Origin of the sequence: Halomonas sp. R57-5 (assembly GCF_900070345.1) — a bacterium.
Lineage (GTDB): Bacteria > Pseudomonadota > Gammaproteobacteria > Pseudomonadales > Halomonadaceae > Vreelandella > Vreelandella ventosae_B.
The window spans coordinates 161,012-179,153 of record NZ_LN813019.1 but is presented as its reverse complement, the minus strand read 5'-3'; the positions used below and the strand labels follow the sequence as shown (position 1 = coordinate 179,153).

Here is an 18,142-nt window from a genome sequence, read left to right as displayed (position 1 = left end):
ACGCTATGACACGTCTATCCATGCAAGCGAGGCAATGGATGCCGCTTGCTCACTACTGGAATCGTTTGAAATGCAGCATTTGGACTTGCAGGTTATCGATCAAGCGCTTACCTGGTCCCGGGAGGGCGAAACGGTCTGGCTGTGCACCGTGCTCGCCACGTTTGGCTCATCGCCCCGCGCCCCCGGCGCCTGGATGGCGGTAATCAGGGACGGCAGCCACCTGGGGTCGCTTTCTGGCGGCTGTGTGGRGGATGATTTCATCAAGCGCCTAGCAGAGGGGCAGTTTGAAAACCCAATGGTCGTTATACGCTACGGCGATGCAGACAATACGCAGGCCGGGCATATCACGCTGCCCTGCGGCGGCATTCTTGAGGTGCTGGTTGAGCGCCTACCCGCCACGCAGGAGATACGGGAGCACCTTGGCACGCTGAAGGCGACGCTTGAAGGCCATCACCAGCTGATGCGCCATGTCGATATTCAGACGGGCACCCGCTACTTTACCGACGATGCCACGCTGGGGCCTCGCGTGATCTGGCCCCGTGAAGAGGGCACACCAGATCGGGTAAGCATGCGGCTTGCGCCCGCGCGGCGGCTAATCATCGCCGGCATTTCGCCCGTTTCCAGCGCCTGCGCCTCGTTTGCCGCCACGTTAGGGTTTGAGGTGATTGTCTGCGACCCCGACGAGGCCGCCTGCCAAGCGTTTGGCGTTGCGGGGGTTACGGTCAAGACGCAACTTCCTTCCCTATATCTAACTGCCAACGGCTGCCACGGCGCCACCGCCATTGTTGCGCTCAGCCATGACCCGCGTATTGATGACTTAGCCATGATGGAAGCGGTGCGCACGCCCGCGTTTTATATAGGCGTGATGGGATCAAGACGCACCTCAGCGGAACGGGTAGAGCGGCTGATTCGCTCAGGGGGGCTGACCGAAGAGCAAGTCGACCGACTGCATATGCCGATTGGTCTAGCATTAGGAAGCAAGACCCCAGCGGAAATTGCCCTCTCGATCATGGCGGATATCGTACGGGTGCAGCACGGAAAAGCACTCCATGAGCTCTAGTAATGTCGTCGCCTTGGTGATGGCCGCTGGCTACTCACGCCGCTTTGGCGAAAGTGACAAGCGCTGCGCCCCCTTAGTCGACGGACGCTCGCTGTTGGCCGCCTCTGTCGCGAATGCGGAGCAAGCCTTTCCGTTACTGCGCGTGGCGATACGTGAAGAGGATGATGCGACGTTGCTAGGCCTTGCAGACAACACGCCCCTGATTCGGCTTCATCAGGCGCATCTTGGGCTGGGGGCAAGCCTCGCCGAGGCGGCACCCAACGCTACCCCTGACGAAGCGTAATGCGGGTTAACTCTGATGGTTTGCCGAGGCGTAGCGCAAACCCTGGCCATAATCCTGTGCCGTTATTCACGTAAAGCGCCATTTCCTGGACATCATAAAAACCAGACACAAACCCATTATTGGCACGGGCAACGAGCCGATCAAAGCCCACGATCATCCCCCCGTGGGTATGCCCGGAAAGCTGAAGATCCACCCCGGCGGCGGCCGCAACAGCTGCGTTTCGGGGCTGATGATCCAACATAATAATCGGTGCGTCATCCGGCGCCCCTGCTATCGCCTCCTCTACATTTGGCGCAGGAAAAGCGTGCCTGCCTGCTGTAAAGTCTGTAACCCCCGCCAGAACTAAATTCGCCCCCTCGTTTTCAATTGCCACGTGTTGATTCGCCAATACCTGCATGCCGAGCGTCTGGTAATGCTCTATCCACTGCGGGTAACCAAAATAGTACTCATGATTACCCGGAATGGTGTAGACACCGTCTGGCGCTGAGAGCGCTTGAAGCGGCGCCACATCTGTGCGACGCACATCAAGGTCGCCATCGATCAGGTCGCCGGTGATGACAATTAAATTTGGCTCAAGCGCATTGGCCTGCGCTACCACCGCTTCAACCCAAGGAGCTTCAAACAGCCGGCTGATGTGCAGATCGGTTAACTGCACAATCTCATACCCATCAAACTCCGCTGGAAGCCCTTGAATGGCCACCTCGATATCCTTAACCGCAGGAACCCGCGCTGCTTGGCTGACAGCGAAAGCAGCCACGCCTAACGCCAATGCTCCCATGCTGTAACGCAGCACAGGAGGGATGGCGATACGCCGCCGCTTAAACACCATCAACATAAGCACTATCAGATCAACGGCTATCTGGAGTACCGCTAGAAACAGCATCGTGCCGAAAATCCAATTAACGGCCAGCACGATGACTCTTGGCACCTCGGGAGAAAACATCGAGCCAAATGCCAGTAACGTCAACAAATGGTGCTGAGCAACAAACAGCAGCACAGCGCTGAGCAGGAACTTAAACCAGAGCGGCCACTTAAGGGGTATTAAATAGCGGAAAATGACAATTAGGCAGGGTATTGCAACGACAAAATGAAACATAGAGATGCTCGTAAAATGGGAGAACCGCGGCACAGCCACGCGTATTTTCGGCCTAGGGGATGGTGCTTATTCCTTGGCTATGAGTACTACGACAGCTAGCGCCAGCCACCCGGCCATAAGCAACACGCCGCCAATCGGCGTCACAATACCCAGACTTAGCCCCGCCAAGGCCATTAAGTAGAGCGAGCCGGAAAAGCCCACAACCCCCAGCGTCCACAGCGCCAACACCCAACGCTGACCCGCTAGCGGATTTACTTGACGCCACACCAGTACGATCATCATGGCTAGCGTGTGCCACGCTTGGTAACGCACGCCGGTTTCCACGGCACTTACCATCGCCTCAGTCGTGTGCGCGGCTAAGCCGTGGGCCGCGTAGGCACCCAGCATCACCATTATGGCGCCAGACAGCGCCGCTACGCACCACCACACTTTATCTGTCCGCTGCACGCTGCTCTCCTGCTCCGATTATGGTTGATACCCATCACGCTGATTGCTGCTACGGCTTACCTTGCGCGGCGCGAAACCGCTACAATAGAGAATACCTGAGAGCACGAACTGCCACGACGAATGAGACGCGCCTATTTATGTCTATCCAGATACGTCTAAACGGTGAACCCCATACGCTGTCCACCGGCCTCACCGCCGCTGACTTAGTTGAACAGCTGGGCCTTAGTGGTCGTCGTATCGCCGTCGAAATTAACGAAGAGATCGTCCCCCGCAGCCAACACGCCGACACCCGCTTGGTCGATGGCGACCACGTAGAGGTTGTCCACGCGATTGGCGGCGGCTAAAGGAAATACTATGACCCAACTAACTGATACACCGTTAACCATTGCTGGGCGCGATTTTCACTCGCGCCTGCTGGTTGGCACAGGCAAGTACAAAGACTTTACCGAAACCGGCGCCGCCATTGCCCAAAGCGGCGCTGAAATCGTCACGTTTGCCGTACGCCGCACTAATTTAGGTCAGGACGCCGACGCGCCCAACCTATTAGACGCCATCTCCCCCGAGCGCTACACCCTGCTGCCCAATACCGCCGGGTGCTACACCGCTAAAGATGCCGTGCGCACCTGCCGTTTGGCCCGCGAGCTGCTCGACGGCCACAACCTGGTCAAGCTGGAAGTCCTCGGCGACGACCACACGCTCTACCCCAATGTGGTTGAGACGCTCAAAGCTGCGGAAACGCTGCTGGCTGACGGTTTTGACGTCATGGTGTACACCAGCGACGATCCCATTGTGGCACGCGAGCTGGAAGCCATGGGCTGCTGCGCCATCATGCCGCTGGGCTCGCTGATCGGKTCTGGCCACGGCATTCAAAACCCACACAACGTGCGCTTGATTGTTGAACAGAGCAAGGTACCGGTACTAGTGGATGCGGGCATTGGTACGGCGTCAGACGCTGCCATGGCGATGGAGCTAGGCTGTGACGGTGTACTGCTCAATACAGCCATTGCCCACGCCCGCGAGCCGCTGCGCATGGCCAACGCCATGAAGCTGGCCGTGGAAGCCGGCCGCGATGCGTTTCTAGCCGGCCGTATGCCGCGCCGCCAATCCGCCGATCCTTCTTCACCTTTCGCTGGCCGTATTAACGGTTAATTGATTCGAGACCCCATGACTGAACCCAACGATAGCGTACCCGAACGTCACGCCGCGCCCGAAAGCAACGCCACCACAGGGCCGGAAGGTACGGATGCACCGCTGCATCGCCGCGGCATTAAAAGCTATGTGATCCGCGCGGGCCGTATGACCCAGGCGCAAAACCGTGGCTTAGAAGATATTTGGCCGCGTTTTGGCCTGACCATCGCAGACGGCCGCCAAGATTTGGACGCGCTGTTTGGCCGTCAGGCACCGCGGGTAGTGGAAATCGGTTTTGGCATGGGCAMCTCGCTGATAGAACAGGCCGAGACTCACCCAGACACCGACTTTATCGGCATCGAAGTCCACGCTCCTGGCGTTGGCAAACTGCTCGATGAAGTTGATAAGCGCGGCCTGACTAACCTGCGCGTTTACCGCGAGGACGCCCTGGCAGTGCTTGAGCAGTGCCTGCCCGAAGGCTCGCTAACCACGCTACAGCTATTCTTCCCCGACCCCTGGCCGAAGAAGAAGCACCACAAACGGCGCATCGTACAGCCTGCCTTTGTTGAGTTGATCCGCACTCGCCTGATGCCTGGCGGCACCTTCCATATGGCCACCGACTGGGAAGCCTACGCAGAGTGGATGGCCGAGGTAATGGAAGCGGCCCCCGGCTATGCCAATACCGCCAGCGCGGAAACCGCCCCGTATGTGCCGCGCCCGGCGTTCCGCCCATTGACCAAGTTTGAAGCCCGCGGCGAGAAACTCGGCCATGGGGTTTGGGATTTGATTTATCAGCGGGAAGGCTGAACCGTTCTGCCAATTGGTGCTAGTTAGCTATAGCACTCTCATCACAATGCTCGCGACGGTCTTCATCAATCCGTCGCTGAGTAGATTTAGAGCAGTGTTATTTCGCTAAAACGACCCGATAAATCTCTCCCATCCCACTTTCAAAAGCGTCAATATTAGCCAACGTCGTCTCGGCGATATTGGTTAGCGCTTCGGCGGTGAAGAAGGCTTGGTGTCCGGTGATCAGTACATTATGGAAGGTCGTCAGGCGCATAAACTGGTCATCGTTAATCACGCCTTGAGAGAGGTCTTCGAAGAACAGCTGCTCTTCCTCTTCATAGACATCCAGCCCTAAGCGGCCGATTTTGCCGCTTTTCAGGCCTGCTATGACGGCTTGGGTATCGACCACCCTTCCGCGGCCGGTATTGATCAGCATGACGCCTTCCTTCATTTGCGCGATGGCATCGGCATCAATCAAATGGTGAGTCTCAGGCGTCAACGGGCAGTGCAGCGAGATAATGTCGGCGCTGGCAAACAGCGTTGCTAGCGGCACGTACTCAACAAAGGATTTAGCATCCGGGCTGGGAAACGGGTCGCTGGCCACTACCCGGCAACCAAAGCCGTGCATAATATCGGCAAAAATCAGCCCAATATGCCCAGTTCCAATAATGCCTACCGTTTTACCGTGCAGGTCGAACCCCAGCAGGCCATCCAGGGCAAAATTACCCTCCCGCACACGGTTGTAAGCGCGATAAGTCATGCGATTAAGGCTCAGCACTAGGGCGACCGCGTGTTCTGCCACTGCGTGGGGGGAGTAGGCAGGCACCCGTACCACTGTGATGCCTAACCGTTCGGCGGCAGCCAAATCAACATGGTTGAAGCCCGCCGAACGCAGCGCCACTAATCTTGTGCCACCGTTATGCAGTTGCTCTAACACGGCGGCATCAAGGCAGTCATTCACGAAGGCGCAAATCGCGTCAAAACCGTTGGCTAAGGTCGCCGTGTCTTCAGTTAAACGCGCCTCAAAAAAGCTTAAGTGGTGGCGTTGCCCCGAGTTGGCGCGTGTAAGAAAAGTGCGGTCGTAGGGTTTAGCACTAAACACGGCGATGCGCATGGGCTTTACTCGTTGAGCGGTTTTAGCGGCTCCCAATCCGAACGATTAGCTAGAAATTCCGGCCTGGGCCGGTTACCGCAGTAAGGGTCGTGCAGCGTGTTTTCAACACTGTTGTAAACAAAGAACAGATTACTTCTCGGCCAGCAAGACATATTTATGTTCGAGCCGTGCATGGTATTGCATTCAAAGATCACCAGCGAACCGGCAGGCCCCTTGGGAGCTTCGATATCGTTTTCTAGCATTATCTCGCGAAGGCTACTGGCTGGGGGCACGCCCACCTCTTGGCTTTTCAGCGRCTCTTTATAGTTATTTTCCGGCGTTCGTCCGACACACGGAACAAAATAATGATGCGAGCCAGGGATCAACATTAATGGGCCGTTAAATTCACCGTTGTCAGTGAGTACGATGGAGCAACTTAACCCACGCATACGTGGCATGCCGTCTTCGCTATGCCATGTTTCAAAGTCGGAGTGCCACTCAAACCCTTTGCCTTTAAAACCTGGTTTATAGTTAATCCGTGACTGATGAATATATACATCGCTGCCCAGCAGTTGCTTAACAATCGCCAATAGCTTGGGATCCTGGGTCAAGCGCTGAAAGCGTTTTGAAACATCGTGGATGCCGAAAATAGTACGAATCTCTTCACGCCCAGGTTCAAGAATAGTGCCTTCTGAAAGTTTCAGATCAGCATCGTCTTCATACTCGCGCAGTTCTTTAAGAAAAACCTGCATGTCATCAGCGTCAAAAAATCCTTCAAACGACAGAAATCCTTTTCTTTCGTACTCATCAATTTCTGATTTGCTTAAGGGGCCATTCGCAAGCTGTGACTCATCGCCGTATACCACTGGATCGATGCGTTCAAACATTCCCAACTTTCGTTCCAAGCGAGTAGGGAATAAGTCTTGTGTATCGTTCATGGCAAACTCCTCCGTTAGTATCCATGTCAAGTAACGCTTTTAGGGGCTACTTATAAAACGTAGACGCCAAAACGCACCACAGCAATAACGCTATGTCAGCCGGCTCATCGTGCCAGCAATCATCGTTTTTAAATTCATGTTTTTAAAACAAGAGACGGAAAGCGAGGAGCGGGAGTCGAAAGGCAGTATAGGAAGCGAGAGGGTAGCAGGGGCTAAAAAAAGAAAGCCGCTCCAATGGAGCGGCAAAAAAGACCGTGACTAGCAATGAGAGGGAGAAACCATGACAGGAAACTGGCGGTTTCTGTCGTGGTTGCCAGCGTCTCATTAAACGCTGACAACCACATTGTAATAGTTCTCATTTACCCCGTCAATACAAATACGAATATTTTTTATTACCGCTTGTCGAAGGCAAAGATCACAATCGCCTACACAGGAGATAAATAAAAAATTGGCACGCATAAAAAAAGAAAGCCGCTCCAGAGGAGCGGCAAAAAGACCGTGACTAGCAATGAGAGGGAGAAACCATGACAGAAAACTGGCGATGAATGTTATCCAAGCAGCTGTCGTGGTTGCCAGCGTCTCATCAAACGCTGACAATTACACTGTAATAGTTCTCATTTACCTCGTCAACACAAATACGAATATTTTTTATTTAGCATTCCAGCCTCGCCGTCAGCTAACCAACTGCAGCCAAAACGGCAGGGTAAGCATKGCCAACAGGGTTTGGCCGGTAATGATCGCGGCCATGAGCTCGGCATCGCCCCCCAACTGACGGGCTAAGATATACGCAGAGGTAGCCGTAGGGAGTGCTGCAAACAGTAGCGCTACGTCGCGGCTTACCGGATCCAGCTGTAGTATCCAGGTTAATGCCAATACCAGCGCGGGCATGAGCAGCAGTTTAACGCCATTGGTGGCCAGCACTCCGCGATCAATACGCAGCAGCGCCGCAGGACGCAGCGCCACCCCGACGGCCACCAAACCCAATGGCAGCGCCGCACGCCCCAGTAGCTCAACCGTATCTTGACTCCAGCCAGGCAAACCAACGCCCGACAGGTTCAGGCCAATACCCGCCAAGCAGGCCAGAATCAGCGGATTTTTAATCAACGCCATGGCACTTTTACCTACGCTAGCACCGCCTAGAGTGCCAGCCGCGACAAAGCTGGCCACACACATCACGTTAACCACTGGCACCATTAGTGCCACGGCGACGGCTGCGGTGGTCGCTCCTAGGCTGCCGTGTAGCGCGGCGGCGCCAGCAACGCCTACATAGGTATTAAAACGTACCGCGCCTTGAAATACCGACGTAAACGCCGCAGGTGTTAGCTTTAGCCAGCCGCGTAAACGCCAGAGCAGCAGGCCAAACAGCACCATCGCGCCGAGTAACACCATTGCAAGGCGGCCGACCGGAACTTGGCTCACATCGGCAGTCGCCAAGGTGCCCACCAGCATGGCGGGAAACAGCACAAAGTAGATCAGCCGCTCCATCTGCGGCCAAAAAGTGTCGCTAGGCCAACGCCAATAGCCCAGCACGGCGCCCAGTAAGATCAACAGAAATAGTGGGCCTAAAGCGCCAGTGATACTCTCCATTTATGTCCCTTTTGCCTGCGACATCCCAGCACAGCGATATCGGCGCGATTACTGTTACCATGATCAAACTTCCCGCCTCACGGCTCGCGTAGCGATTATTCTGCCATGAAGATGATATCAAAACCTGCACACCCGGCGGGCTTCCCCGTCTTAAGGGTACTGATACTGGTCACTGGCTTGGCGCTGGCGGCCTGCGCGTGGTATGCCTTTGCCCATTGGCTGCACCGCGACAGTGATGTGACATGGTTTCCACCCACTTCAAACTGCGACTTGCATGCCGCGCCCTGCTCCGCCACCCTGGGCGATATAGGCCGTATCACGCTTCACATTGCGTCCATTGGACGGATTGATGCACTGGAGATATTACCACTGGAAGTAGAAGTCGAGGGTGTAACGGCCACGCAGGTCGAGGTAGATTTTATTGGTCGAGATATGGATTTGGGGCTACACCGTTTTGCCCTTAGCGCCGGTGCGCCCGGCCACTTTCAAGGTCAAGGCCAAGTGGGAATTTGTACGCAAAGCGTTATGCCCTGGCGGGCACGTGTCATACTGGAAACCGCAGAAGGCAAGGTAGGCAGCTGGTTCGATTTTGACGTGATTCGGAGTTAACTCACATGGCAAGAAAACCGTTATGGCTAGGCGCGGGGTTGGTGGCGCTTTTGCTGGTGGCCAGCGGGATTGGCCTCTATCAGTATGCTTTCGCCCCCAAAGAGGGGGAGCCTGTAGGCGGCCCAATCGAACTGCCCTCTACCCAGGGTGATTTTTCGTTGACCCAACTGGACGACGATCAAGTTGCGATTGTTTCGTTCGGCTATACGTATTGCCCCGATATTTGCCCGATGACCCAATCGGTAAAGCGCCAAGCCCTGGCCCAACTCTCTGAGGAGCAGCGCGAACGTGTGGTGCCGGTGATGATCACCGTTGATCCCGAACGCGACACCATCGCGCGCATGCAGGAGTACATGGGCTTTTTCGGCGAGGCGTTTATCGGCGCGGTGGGCAGCCAGGAACAGCTTGAGGATGTCGCCTCACGCTATGGGGTGATATGGCGAAAAGTCGAAGCGCCAGATTCAGCAATGGACTACACCATTGATCACAGCGCCTCGCTCTTTTTGGTTAATCACGAGGGCGATATTCTTCAGCGAGTGCTCTACTCACCGMCCCCGCATGGTTTAGTTTCCGCATTAGAGAGCGAACTAGGCAGTTAATCGGCGCTTCTTAATCGGATTCAGGTGCGGATTGTAAACGATCCAACATGGCCATTAACGCGCTAATTTGAGTGCCGCTACGGGTATCGTGCTGCGGGCTTAACTGCCAGGTACTTTCAGCAAACCCCCACCAGTCCCAGCAGCCCTGCGGGTTCGCCATACTGCTTTCTGCCTGAGGATAGAGCACGATTTGCTGATGCGCCGACGCCCAGGCATTTAACCCGGTGTAGCGTATAAACGTATCGCCAATGGCCTCTGCGGTCATTTGGCAACCGTGCAGTGCCAACGTGACCGGGCACTCGCCCGCTTCGCAACCTTTGGGTATAAACACATAGCCCGTATCGGCTAGGCCTTTTACCGCAAACTCTGACTGATCAAATGCGATTAGTTCGCCATCTTGCTCACCCTCTTGCTCACTACCAGGCTCGCCAGCGGCCGAGACATCGCGTTCGGGGTAGAGCCAATCCAGCATTTCTCCGGCAATATCGTCGTCGCAGGATAATAGGAAACTACCGCCACCCTGACGACAATCGCCCCACTCCTGAGGGCCTGGGGCAGCTTCACTGGGTAACCGTACCGGCCAGCCATGCCCTGCATTTTCACTGCGCGCAACGCGCAGTTGATCAGGCGAGGCTAGCCACTGCTGCCACTGCTCTGCAAGCAGGTCGCCGAGCAGTGGCTTCACTACTTCATCCTCTTCGCCGTGCCACAAATAGGCCCTGAGCTGGCTAAGCGCTTGTTTACTACCTATCTGTTCAAGCTCCCTATAGCGCTGGTAACGAGCCTCCAGCTCATCTAATGAAGGTTCCCCCCGGCGGGTCATCATGCACTGATTAAGCGCCAAACTCAGCGAACCCTGCGCACAGCTCCAAGGCCCCGCCGCTAGAACGCCCAAGCCACTAAACCGCTCGGGCCAGGCCACCGCAAGCTGGGTCGCCATATAACCGCCCGACGATACCCCCACCACGCTGGCCTGCTCACTGGCAGCACTTAAGGCAGGTAAATCCTCAGGCTCGTCGGTCGTCTCCGCTTGAGCCATCAGCGGGACACATACACCAACGCAAAGCAGCGCGTAAGCGATGGGGTGCACAGTGAAGTGGGGGGCTGAGCGCATCGCTTATTCGACGCCTAACAGTTCAACGCGGAAGGTCAGTACTTCGTTAGGCCCAATCGGCCCTTGGCCATTCTCGCCGTAAGCAATATCCGCGGGGATATAGAGCATCCAGCTATCGCCAACGCTCATCATCTGCAGCGCTTCCTGCCAGCCTTCGATCACCTGATTGGTCTGGAAGCTGACGGATTCACCGCGCTCAAAAGAGCTATCGAAAACGGTGCCGTCCAGCAGCATGCCTTCATAGTTCACTTCGACGGTATCTTCAGGGCCAGGCGTGGCACCATCGCCAGATTCAAGCACTTCATACTGAAGGCCAGAGTCGGTCACGGTCACTTCATCGCGCTCAGCGTTTTCAGCCAGGAAGGCTTCGCCCTCTTCGAGACTCATTTGTGCCATCTCTTCAGCTTCGGCTTCACGCGCTTGCATTGACTGCTCTTGGAACGCCATCAACGCCTCGGTCATCTCTTCTTCACTGAGCGCTAAGTCATTGCCTTCAAACACATCGCGCATGCCATCTGTGAACGCATCCAGGTCTAGGTCTTCGATGTCTGCCTGCATACTTTCACCCAGGGTGACACCCAAGCTATAAGCCAAGCGCTGTTCATCGGTTTCTGGCGCTGCTGCGGCAAACGGGGCGACCAAAAGCAAACCTGTCAGAGCCGTGGTAGAGAGCAGTCGTTTCATGAAAGATCCTTTTATCTTGTATATAGCGGCGTCGAGCGCCAATAGTGTTATGCAAAGACTAACACCCACCGCCCCGAGCTGCATCTTCGGGACGGTGGGTGTTAGTAAGACCACAACATGAGCGAGAGGTTTAGCGGATTTAGACGACCAGCGTGGGGCAGTGGGCGGCTCCCGCCACACGCTGAGAAACGCTTCCCAGCAACGGGTTCTTCTCACCATTGGTACCCTGAGCACCAATCACAATAAGGTCGCACTCTCGCTTACGGGCGAAGCGGACGATGATACGCGATGGTCGGCCGCCTTTTACAAAAGCGCGTACGAGCGCGCTGTCCGCGCCCAGCTCAATAGCGTGGGATTTGGCATGCACGGCGATCTCGGTGGCGTACTCTTTTAGCGCATCATCCGGGATATCCAGCTGGTTGGGCCGCACCATCGAGAGTGAGGCTTCCAGCAAACTGTGGTGTTTAAACACGCACAGCAGATAAAGCTCAGCGCCGGTCAGCATATGCAAGCCCACCGCTTTTTCCAGCGCCCTTAAGGCGCCTTTAGAACCATCCACCGGGACTAAAATGCGATTAAACATTCGCGTACTCCTTGTGGCTGKTTAGCGGAAGGCAACATCGCGCAGGAACAGCGCAATTTGCGGGAACATGATCAGCAGAGCGGCGGCTAAAATCAGCATGAAAATAAACGGCGGAGTGCCTTTGATCACATCCCAATAGGGGCGCTTGAAAATCGCAATCGCCGTGAAAATATCGCACCCGAAGGGCGGGGTTGCCGAGCCTATCGCCACCTGCAAGGTGATCAAAATACCCACCAGTACCGGGTCGAGCCCAGTGGCCTCAATGGCAGGGGTAAAGATAGGCGTCAATACCAGAATGACCACAATCGGATCGACAAACATACAGGCAACGAAGAAGGCGATACAGATAGCAATCAGCACGCCCGTGGGACCTGCTTCATTAMCCCCCACCGCCTCCAGAATCATTTGTGGTATTTGTGCAAACGAAATGATCCACGAGAAGCCATTACCCACCGCCACCAGGATAAACACCACGGCGGTAATTAAACCGGTAGATTTGGCGATGGCATAAATGTCATTCATCTTAAGTGAGCGGAAAACCACGAACTCAAGCAAAATGGCATACAGCACACAAGCCGCTGCTGCTTCAGTCGGACTGAAGATACCGCCGTAAATACCACCGACAATAATCACCGGAAAACCAAGCGGCCAAAGCGCCTGCTGAACCGCTACTGCGCGCTCTTTCCAGCTCGATTTTGCTTCAGTAGGTACATCTTTAACGATGGCGTAGATAATGCAGTAAGTCGAGAACATAAGCAGGATCATTAACCCTGGCCCAATCCCGGCAATAAATAGCTCACCGATGGAAGTACCCGAGATCACCCCGTAAATAATCATGCCGATACTGGGGGGGATCAAGAACGCAATATCGCTGGCATTGATGATCAACGCCAGCGTGAAAGAGTCCGAGTAGCCCGCTTTAAGCATCTTGGGCCGCAGCGGCGAACCAACGGCCACCACGGTCGCCTGGGTAGAACCGGATACAGCACCAAATAGTGTGCACGAAGCTGCCGTGCTTACCGCTAAGCCGCCTTTAATATGACCGATAAACGCCATAACCATATCGATCAAGCGGTTAGCGGACTGACCACGCGTCATAATATCAGCAGCAAGAATAAACATGGGTACGGCAATGAGCGAAGCTGGCCGTATGCCCGCCATCATCTGCTGGATCAGCGTATCCATCTGGCCGAAGCCGTTAAACATCATATAGAAGCCGATTACCGCAGCGGTAATCAGCGGAATCATCATTGGAAAGCCCAGCAGCAGCAGGGCAATCATGGTGGTGACCATTATTGTCGTCATAGCTGTTCCCCTAGGGTGCAGTGCCCCGCGTTAAACTTCAGTTTCCGTATCTTTATAACCATCCACCACGCCCGTCGAGAGATAGACATCGCGGGACGTTAAGTTTTTAACGGCGGTTAGCAAGTATTGAATACCGGTGATGAAAAAGCCCATCGGCACCCATAGGTAGATGATCCACACCGGTAAGCCCAAGGAGGGCAACACGCGGCCTTTGCTCTGCAGATCAAGGATATAAACAACTGAATAGTAGAGGAGGAAAAACATCACCAGCGAGGTAAACAGCGCAATGCAGATCATCAGCACTTTGCGCCCGCCTACCGGCAACGCATCATAAATAGCCGACATGCGTATATGGCGGCCATGGCGGGCGGCATAGCCAACCCCCGCAAAGGTGATCATAATAATCAAAATGCGGTTTAACTCACCGGAAAACATAATGCTGTTGCCAAATACAAAACGAGCTACCACATTGGTGACCGTATTCAGCGCCATTAGCAAAACACCCATCGCGAGAATCACGGCTTCTATTTTGCTAATTGCAGTGTCGATCACGCCCAGTACCCCCGGCAAACCGGAGCGGTAACTCTTTTCCATCTCATCATCGGTCATGGCCGGACTCCTTTTGAACGGCTCTAACGGCACCCGTTAAGTGCCGTTGGCACAATAAACACAGCGTTATTCCAGGCCTATCTAATGCACACCTGTCTAGCCCACATCTACTTCGTACCACTGGCGAGGAGTGAAATCTAGCGTAACGGCATGCAGCTGCCGGTGATTCAACGCTAGATGTACGTAACCCAACAGTAACGACGTTAAAACAGCCCCGAAGGGCCTACGCCTTACCAACACAAAATAAAAAGGGGCAGCCTTTGCTGCCCCTTGATAATCACTCGTGCGCCAGTGTGGCTTGGAGGGTGATTACTCGTTGGTTACGGCTTCAAGGTCAGCTTTAAACTGCTCAAGTAGCTCTTCACCACCTTCACCGGTCATTTCCAGGAAGGCTTCTTCGACTTGCGGGGCGCGGTCACGGAAGGCTTGAATTTGCTCTTCGTCGAGACGTGTCACGGTCACTTCATCAGATGCTTCCTGAATCTTCTCTAACGACTCTTCGGCCAAGCCTTGGATATGCTCGATGGTATGGTCGTAAGCCGCTTGTGAGGCTTCATTCACCAACGTTTGATCTTCTTCAGACAGGCCTTCGTAGAAGTCCTGGTTGGCCATCATCGCGGTGGTGAACCAGCCGTGGCCGGTAAACGTCAGGTGCGGAGACACCTCATACAGACCGCCGGACTCGATCCAGAAAATCGGATTCTCTTGCCCGTCAATGATGCCGGTCTGCAGGCCACCGTAAACTTCGCCCCAAGGCAGCGGCGTCGGCGTCGCACCAAAGGCTTCATAAGTTTCCGACAACAGCGGGTTGGTCATGGTACGGATTTTCTTATTATCCATATCTTCCGGCGAGCTGATCGGCTCGTCGGTGGTCACGACCATTTCGCCTTCTGGATACATCTTCAATAGCTCTAGGCCTTGCTCGGCGTAAAGCTCAGGAAACATTTCGTTGATCGCCTTACTTTCGTCAAAGAAGGTCAGTACGGTTTCTTCGTCGGTAGGCAGTAGGTAGGGAATGAAGAAGATTTGCGCTTCAGGGATCAGCGCACCAGTGAAGCCAGGCGACTGGTTAACGAACTGCAGAATGCCGTTCTGAGTCTGCTCCATAATGTCGTCAGACTCACCCAGCTCACCAAAGCGGTAAACTTGTACGGKGTGGTCTGAGTTGTCTTCAATATACTCTTTGAAAGCATAGGCGAAGACGTCTTGAACGTCGCCTTCATACTCTTCGTGAGCGTAGCGCCAGTTGTCTGCTTGAGCAGCGGCGCTGAGACCGAACAGCAGTGCACCCACACTGGCCGTTGTCATTAATTTAGAGGTTACAGAACGAGTAGAAACGGATTTGCTTGCCTTCATGCGGTGTTCCCCTTGCAGTGGTAAGCGCGCTGTACGAATGCGCAACAACCTAGTTTTTAAAACCCTACGGTTAAAATTCAATGCTTTAAAAGTAGGGTAGCCTCGCGCTTCTCAACACGACGCTGTTGTTCGCCAACCGGGGTTAACTAACCCATATTCCGATATCCACTAACAGGCAGTGATGGTGTTCATACTGCATGCTAGCAGGCGAATAACGCTAGGTATTTCAAAAACAGCTTAAATTCAGGCTAGCGCGCTCCTTGGTGAGGGTCAAGCTGGTAAGTAAGCGTTTGTAGCGAATAAAGCCATGCATTTTGGGTCTTTATACTGCCGCCGGAGGCATGATCACTTTGGCTATAGAGCAGCTGTTTTCGTAGCCAATTCGCCGCATCTGGCGGCATTTCGGCAATATTTCTCACACGTTTTTCATCGCTTGGCGCCTCACAAACCCACGTTTGCCAACGTTGAAGGTTCTCACGCTCAGCCATCAACTCTGCCTGTTTGATGGTTTCGCGCAGCGCTGTTACGGACTCACTTGTCGCCGCCATAGCTTTTAAATCGCGGCGTAATCCACGCAAAACCTCCGTCACTTGGCACTGCCACAAGCGGCGCTGCTCTCGCTCACGTTCGAGTGCAGCAGGCATGGCTTCTAAACCGCACGAATAGAGCCAGCAATGCAGCAGCACCTCGCAAACGTCAAGCCCGGCATCGTCTTGCAGCGTTAGGCAGGCGGCCTCAACGCCGGGCTTGGTATAGAGCGCCAGGGCAAAATCCCATAACGGTGTCTGCTGTAGGCGCTGCAATCGGGTAGAATCAAGCGCAATAGAGTTTCGCATCAAATGACCCACTTTCTTCGGGAGAAGGCATGATCGCACTGCGCCAAGTCGCCCTGCAACGCGGCACGCAAACGCTACTCGACAACGCGGACGTTACCCTTAATAACGGGGTAAAGGCSGGGATTATCGGGGCAAACGGCGCCGGTAAATCGAGCCTATTCAAACTCTTGCTCGGCGAGCTTGCCCCCGACCAGGGGGATGTCGAGATGAGCGGCGGCCAGCGCATTGCGCATATGGCCCAGGAAGTTGACGCCCTCGACCGCCCGATTATTGAGTATGTACTCGATGGCGACTTGGCGCTACGCAAGGCTGAAGCCGACTTGTTGGTTGCCAGGGAAGCCGGTGAAGCCCACCGAGAAGCCGAACTGCACGGTTTAATTGAAMCCCTGGATGGCTACCGCGCAGAATCACGTGCGGCGCAGCTACTGGTGGGGCTGGGCTTCGTTCAGTCTGACCTTACTCGACCACTCTCGGCGTTTTCCGGCGGCTGGCGGATGCGGGTTAATCTGGCCCGCACGCTGTTTATGCCTTCTGATCTACTGCTGTTGGATGAGCCCACCAACCACCTGGATCTGGACGCCTTACTGTGGCTGGAGCAGTGGCTGACCCGCTACCCGGGCACCCTGCTGCTGATTTCCCACGACCGCGACTTCCTGGATGCGGTGTGCGACCACATCGTGCATATGCATCACCAAACCCTGGAGCTTTACCGCGGTAATTACTCCCAGTTTGAGCGCACCCGCGCTGAAAAGCTGGCCCTGCAGCAAGCGGAAGCCGCCAAACAGCAAGCGCGCCGGGAAGAGATCGAGCGTTTTATCGCCCGCTTCCGTGCCCAGGCAACCAAGGCGAAGCAGGCGCAAAGCCGGGTCAAAATGCTTGAACGGATGGAAGATATCGCCGTCGCCCACGTGGACTCCCCTTTTCACTTTACGCTACCCGCCGCCGACAAAACCTCGCACCCACTGCTGGTGCTGGATCAGGCGCAGCTAGGCTATCCGGGCGAAAATGGGGGTGATGACAATGTGCAGTTGGATAAGGTCAACGTTACGTTACTACCCGGCAGTCGCATTGGCCTGTTAGGCCCCAACGGGGCGGGTAAATCGACGCTGATTAAGTCGCTCACCGGGGAACTGGCGCTGCTTAATGGCAAGCGCGTACCCGGTGAGCACTTGGCGATTGGTTACTTCGCTCAGCATCAGCTTGAAGGGCTGGATGTCACCTCGACGCCTTTTGTGCACGTGCAACGCCTTTCGCCCACCGCCAGCGACCAAGATATCCGCAACTTCCTGGGCGGCTTTGGCTTTAAGGGCGACGACGCCTTCGGCAAAGTTGCCAACTACTCCGGGGGAGAGAAAGCGCGGCTGGCGCTGGCGCTCGTCGCTTGGCAGAAACCCAACCTGCTGCTGCTCGATGAGCCCACCAACCACCTGGACTTAGAGATGCGCGAAGCGCTGACCCAAGCGCTGGCCAGTTTCGAGGGTACGGTTATTCTGGTCTCCCACGACCGTCACCTGCTGCGCGCCACAGTCGACGAGTTCTGGAAAGTGGCGGATAACCGCGTCGAGCCCTTCGATGGCGATTTGGAAGACTACCGGGTTTGGCTCAAAGCGCGCTTGGAAGAGAGTCGCCGGGATTCCCGTGGCGAAAAAGCCGAGCGCCAGAACCAGCAACCCAGCGGCGACAGCCGTGAAGCACGCAAAGCGTCACGCAAAGCAGCCGCCGAGCTGCGCGAAAAGCTGCGCCCGCTGAAAAAACAGCGTGATCAAGCCGAAAAAGCCATGGAAAAGGCCCAGCAGGAACTCGATAAGGTAGAGCAAGTGTTGGCAGACCCAGAGCTCTACACCGACAGCGCCCGCAAAGCCGAACTGACCAAGACGCTTAGCCAACAAGCGGAAATTAAAGCGCGTTTAGATGAGTCGGAACGGCAGTGGCTGAGCGCCGAAGAGTCACTAGAGGCAATGGAAGCAGAACTGCTCGCCAGTGAAGGTGTAGAAAGCTAGTCCTCGAAAGCTCATTCTCGAAAACAGGG

20 protein-coding genes are annotated in these 18,142 nt (G+C 55.2%); 8 read left to right on the top strand and 12 right to left on the bottom strand.

Annotation, left to right across the window (positions count from 1 at the left end; all coding sequences use genetic code 11):
- The first annotated feature begins 34 nt into the window (after positions 1–34).
- Both HALO_RS00875 and HALO_RS00870 read left to right on the top strand, forming a co-directional pair.
- The gene (locus HALO_RS00875; protein ID WP_231896786.1) at positions 35–1,060 is read left to right on the top strand and encodes an XdhC family protein; all 1,026 of its coding nucleotides are present in this window, start codon (positions 35–37) and stop codon (positions 1,058–1,060) included.
- Positions 1,050–1,343: an NTP transferase domain-containing protein gene (locus HALO_RS00870; protein ID WP_231896785.1), complete on the top strand. Its 294-nt coding sequence runs from the start codon at positions 1,050–1,052 to the stop codon at positions 1,341–1,343. Before HALO_RS00875 ends, HALO_RS00870 begins: the two co-directional genes overlap by 11 nt.
- On the opposite strand, the gene HALO_RS00865 is transcribed toward HALO_RS00870, so the two are convergent.
- Together HALO_RS00865 and HALO_RS00860 are read right to left on the bottom strand one after the other, a co-directional pair.
- The gene (locus HALO_RS00865) at positions 1,324–2,439 is read right to left on the bottom strand and encodes a metallophosphoesterase (protein WP_035581978.1); all 1,116 of its coding nucleotides are present in this window, start codon (positions 2,437–2,439) and stop codon (positions 1,324–1,326) included. The two genes, HALO_RS00870 and HALO_RS00865, sit on opposite strands and share 20 nt — an antisense overlap.
- A gap of 66 nt (positions 2,440–2,505) precedes the next feature.
- Positions 2,506–2,886 carry a DUF423 domain-containing protein gene (locus HALO_RS00860; protein WP_035581980.1) on the bottom strand — a complete coding sequence of 127 codons (381 nt, stop codon included), beginning with the start codon at positions 2,884–2,886 and terminating at the stop codon, positions 2,506–2,508.
- Between the two features lie 137 nt (positions 2,887–3,023).
- Here HALO_RS00860 and thiS point away from each other — a divergent pair, with 137 nt between their 5' ends.
- The 3 genes from thiS to trmB are packed head-to-tail and all read left to right on the top strand — an operon-like array spanning position 3,024 to position 4,821.
- Positions 3,024–3,230 carry a sulfur carrier protein ThiS gene (gene thiS / locus HALO_RS00855; RefSeq protein ID WP_022521266.1) on the top strand — a complete coding sequence of 69 codons (207 nt, stop codon included), beginning with the start codon at positions 3,024–3,026 and terminating at the stop codon, positions 3,228–3,230.
- Between the two features lie 10 nt (positions 3,231–3,240).
- Positions 3,241–4,035, top strand: a complete 795-nt coding sequence (locus tag HALO_RS00850; RefSeq protein ID WP_035581983.1) for a thiazole synthase — start codon at positions 3,241–3,243, stop codon at positions 4,033–4,035.
- Positions 4,036–4,050: 15 nt separating this feature from the next.
- Positions 4,051–4,821: a tRNA (guanosine(46)-N7)-methyltransferase TrmB gene (gene trmB, locus HALO_RS00845; protein WP_050712844.1), complete on the top strand. Its 771-nt coding sequence runs from the start codon at positions 4,051–4,053 to the stop codon at positions 4,819–4,821.
- A gap of 97 nt (positions 4,822–4,918) precedes the next feature.
- Here trmB and HALO_RS00840 read toward each other — a convergent pair whose 3' ends face one another.
- The 3 genes from HALO_RS00840 to HALO_RS00825 form a co-directional block, all read right to left on the bottom strand.
- A complete protein-coding gene (locus HALO_RS00840; RefSeq protein WP_035581986.1) occupies positions 4,919–5,914 on the bottom strand; it encodes a 2-hydroxyacid dehydrogenase in 996 nt (331 codons plus the stop codon).
- 5 nt (positions 5,915–5,919) lie between these two features.
- A complete protein-coding gene (gene thpD, locus HALO_RS00835; RefSeq protein ID WP_050712843.1) occupies positions 5,920–6,831 on the bottom strand; it encodes an ectoine hydroxylase in 912 nt (303 codons plus the stop codon).
- A 672-nt stretch (positions 6,832–7,503) separates the two neighbouring features.
- Positions 7,504–8,418 carry an AEC family transporter gene (locus HALO_RS00825; RefSeq protein WP_035581995.1) on the bottom strand — a complete coding sequence of 305 codons (915 nt, stop codon included), beginning with the start codon at positions 8,416–8,418 and terminating at the stop codon, positions 7,504–7,506.
- Between the two features lie 105 nt (positions 8,419–8,523).
- Here HALO_RS00825 and HALO_RS00820 point away from each other — a divergent pair, with 105 nt between their 5' ends.
- Together HALO_RS00820 and HALO_RS00815 are read left to right on the top strand one after the other, a co-directional pair.
- Positions 8,524–9,027 (top strand): hypothetical protein, encoded by a 504-nt coding sequence (locus tag HALO_RS00820; RefSeq protein WP_035581998.1) that lies wholly within the window; start codon positions 8,524–8,526, stop codon positions 9,025–9,027.
- A gap of 5 nt (positions 9,028–9,032) precedes the next feature.
- A complete protein-coding gene (locus HALO_RS00815) occupies positions 9,033–9,626 on the top strand; it encodes an SCO family protein (protein ID WP_050712842.1) in 594 nt (197 codons plus the stop codon).
- A 10-nt stretch (positions 9,627–9,636) separates the two neighbouring features.
- On the opposite strand, the gene HALO_RS00810 is transcribed toward HALO_RS00815, so the two are convergent.
- The 7 genes from HALO_RS00810 to HALO_RS00780 all read right to left on the bottom strand — a co-directional run bounded on the left by HALO_RS00810 (position 9,637) and on the right by HALO_RS00780 (position 16,113).
- The gene (locus HALO_RS00810) at positions 9,637–10,740 is read right to left on the bottom strand and encodes an alpha/beta hydrolase-fold protein (RefSeq protein WP_035582004.1); all 1,104 of its coding nucleotides are present in this window, start codon (positions 10,738–10,740) and stop codon (positions 9,637–9,639) included.
- 3 nt (positions 10,741–10,743) lie between these two features.
- Complete coding sequence (locus HALO_RS00805; RefSeq protein WP_035582008.1) at positions 10,744–11,424, bottom strand: FKBP-type peptidyl-prolyl cis-trans isomerase; 681 nt, start codon at positions 11,422–11,424, stop codon at positions 10,744–10,746.
- 139 nt (positions 11,425–11,563) lie between these two features.
- The gene (locus HALO_RS00800) at positions 11,564–12,007 is read right to left on the bottom strand and encodes a universal stress protein (protein ID WP_035582010.1); all 444 of its coding nucleotides are present in this window, start codon (positions 12,005–12,007) and stop codon (positions 11,564–11,566) included.
- A gap of 21 nt (positions 12,008–12,028) precedes the next feature.
- Positions 12,029–13,312: a TRAP transporter large permease gene (locus HALO_RS00795; protein WP_050712841.1), complete on the bottom strand. Its 1,284-nt coding sequence runs from the start codon at positions 13,310–13,312 to the stop codon at positions 12,029–12,031.
- Between the two features lie 30 nt (positions 13,313–13,342).
- Positions 13,343–13,921: a TRAP transporter small permease gene (locus tag HALO_RS00790; protein WP_035582014.1), complete on the bottom strand. Its 579-nt coding sequence runs from the start codon at positions 13,919–13,921 to the stop codon at positions 13,343–13,345.
- 309 nt (positions 13,922–14,230) lie between these two features.
- Positions 14,231–15,277, bottom strand: coding sequence for a TRAP transporter substrate-binding protein (locus tag HALO_RS00785; protein WP_050712840.1), 1,047 nt, complete (start codon positions 15,275–15,277; stop codon positions 14,231–14,233).
- A 248-nt stretch (positions 15,278–15,525) separates the two neighbouring features.
- Positions 15,526–16,113 (bottom strand): TIGR02444 family protein, encoded by a 588-nt coding sequence (locus HALO_RS00780; protein ID WP_035582018.1) that lies wholly within the window; start codon positions 16,111–16,113, stop codon positions 15,526–15,528.
- Between the two features lie 29 nt (positions 16,114–16,142).
- Here HALO_RS00780 and HALO_RS00775 point away from each other — a divergent pair, with 29 nt between their 5' ends.
- Positions 16,143–18,113 (top strand): ATP-binding cassette domain-containing protein, encoded by a 1,971-nt coding sequence (locus HALO_RS00775; RefSeq protein ID WP_050712839.1) that lies wholly within the window; start codon positions 16,143–16,145, stop codon positions 18,111–18,113.
- The last annotated feature ends 29 nt before the right edge of the window (positions 18,114–18,142 follow it).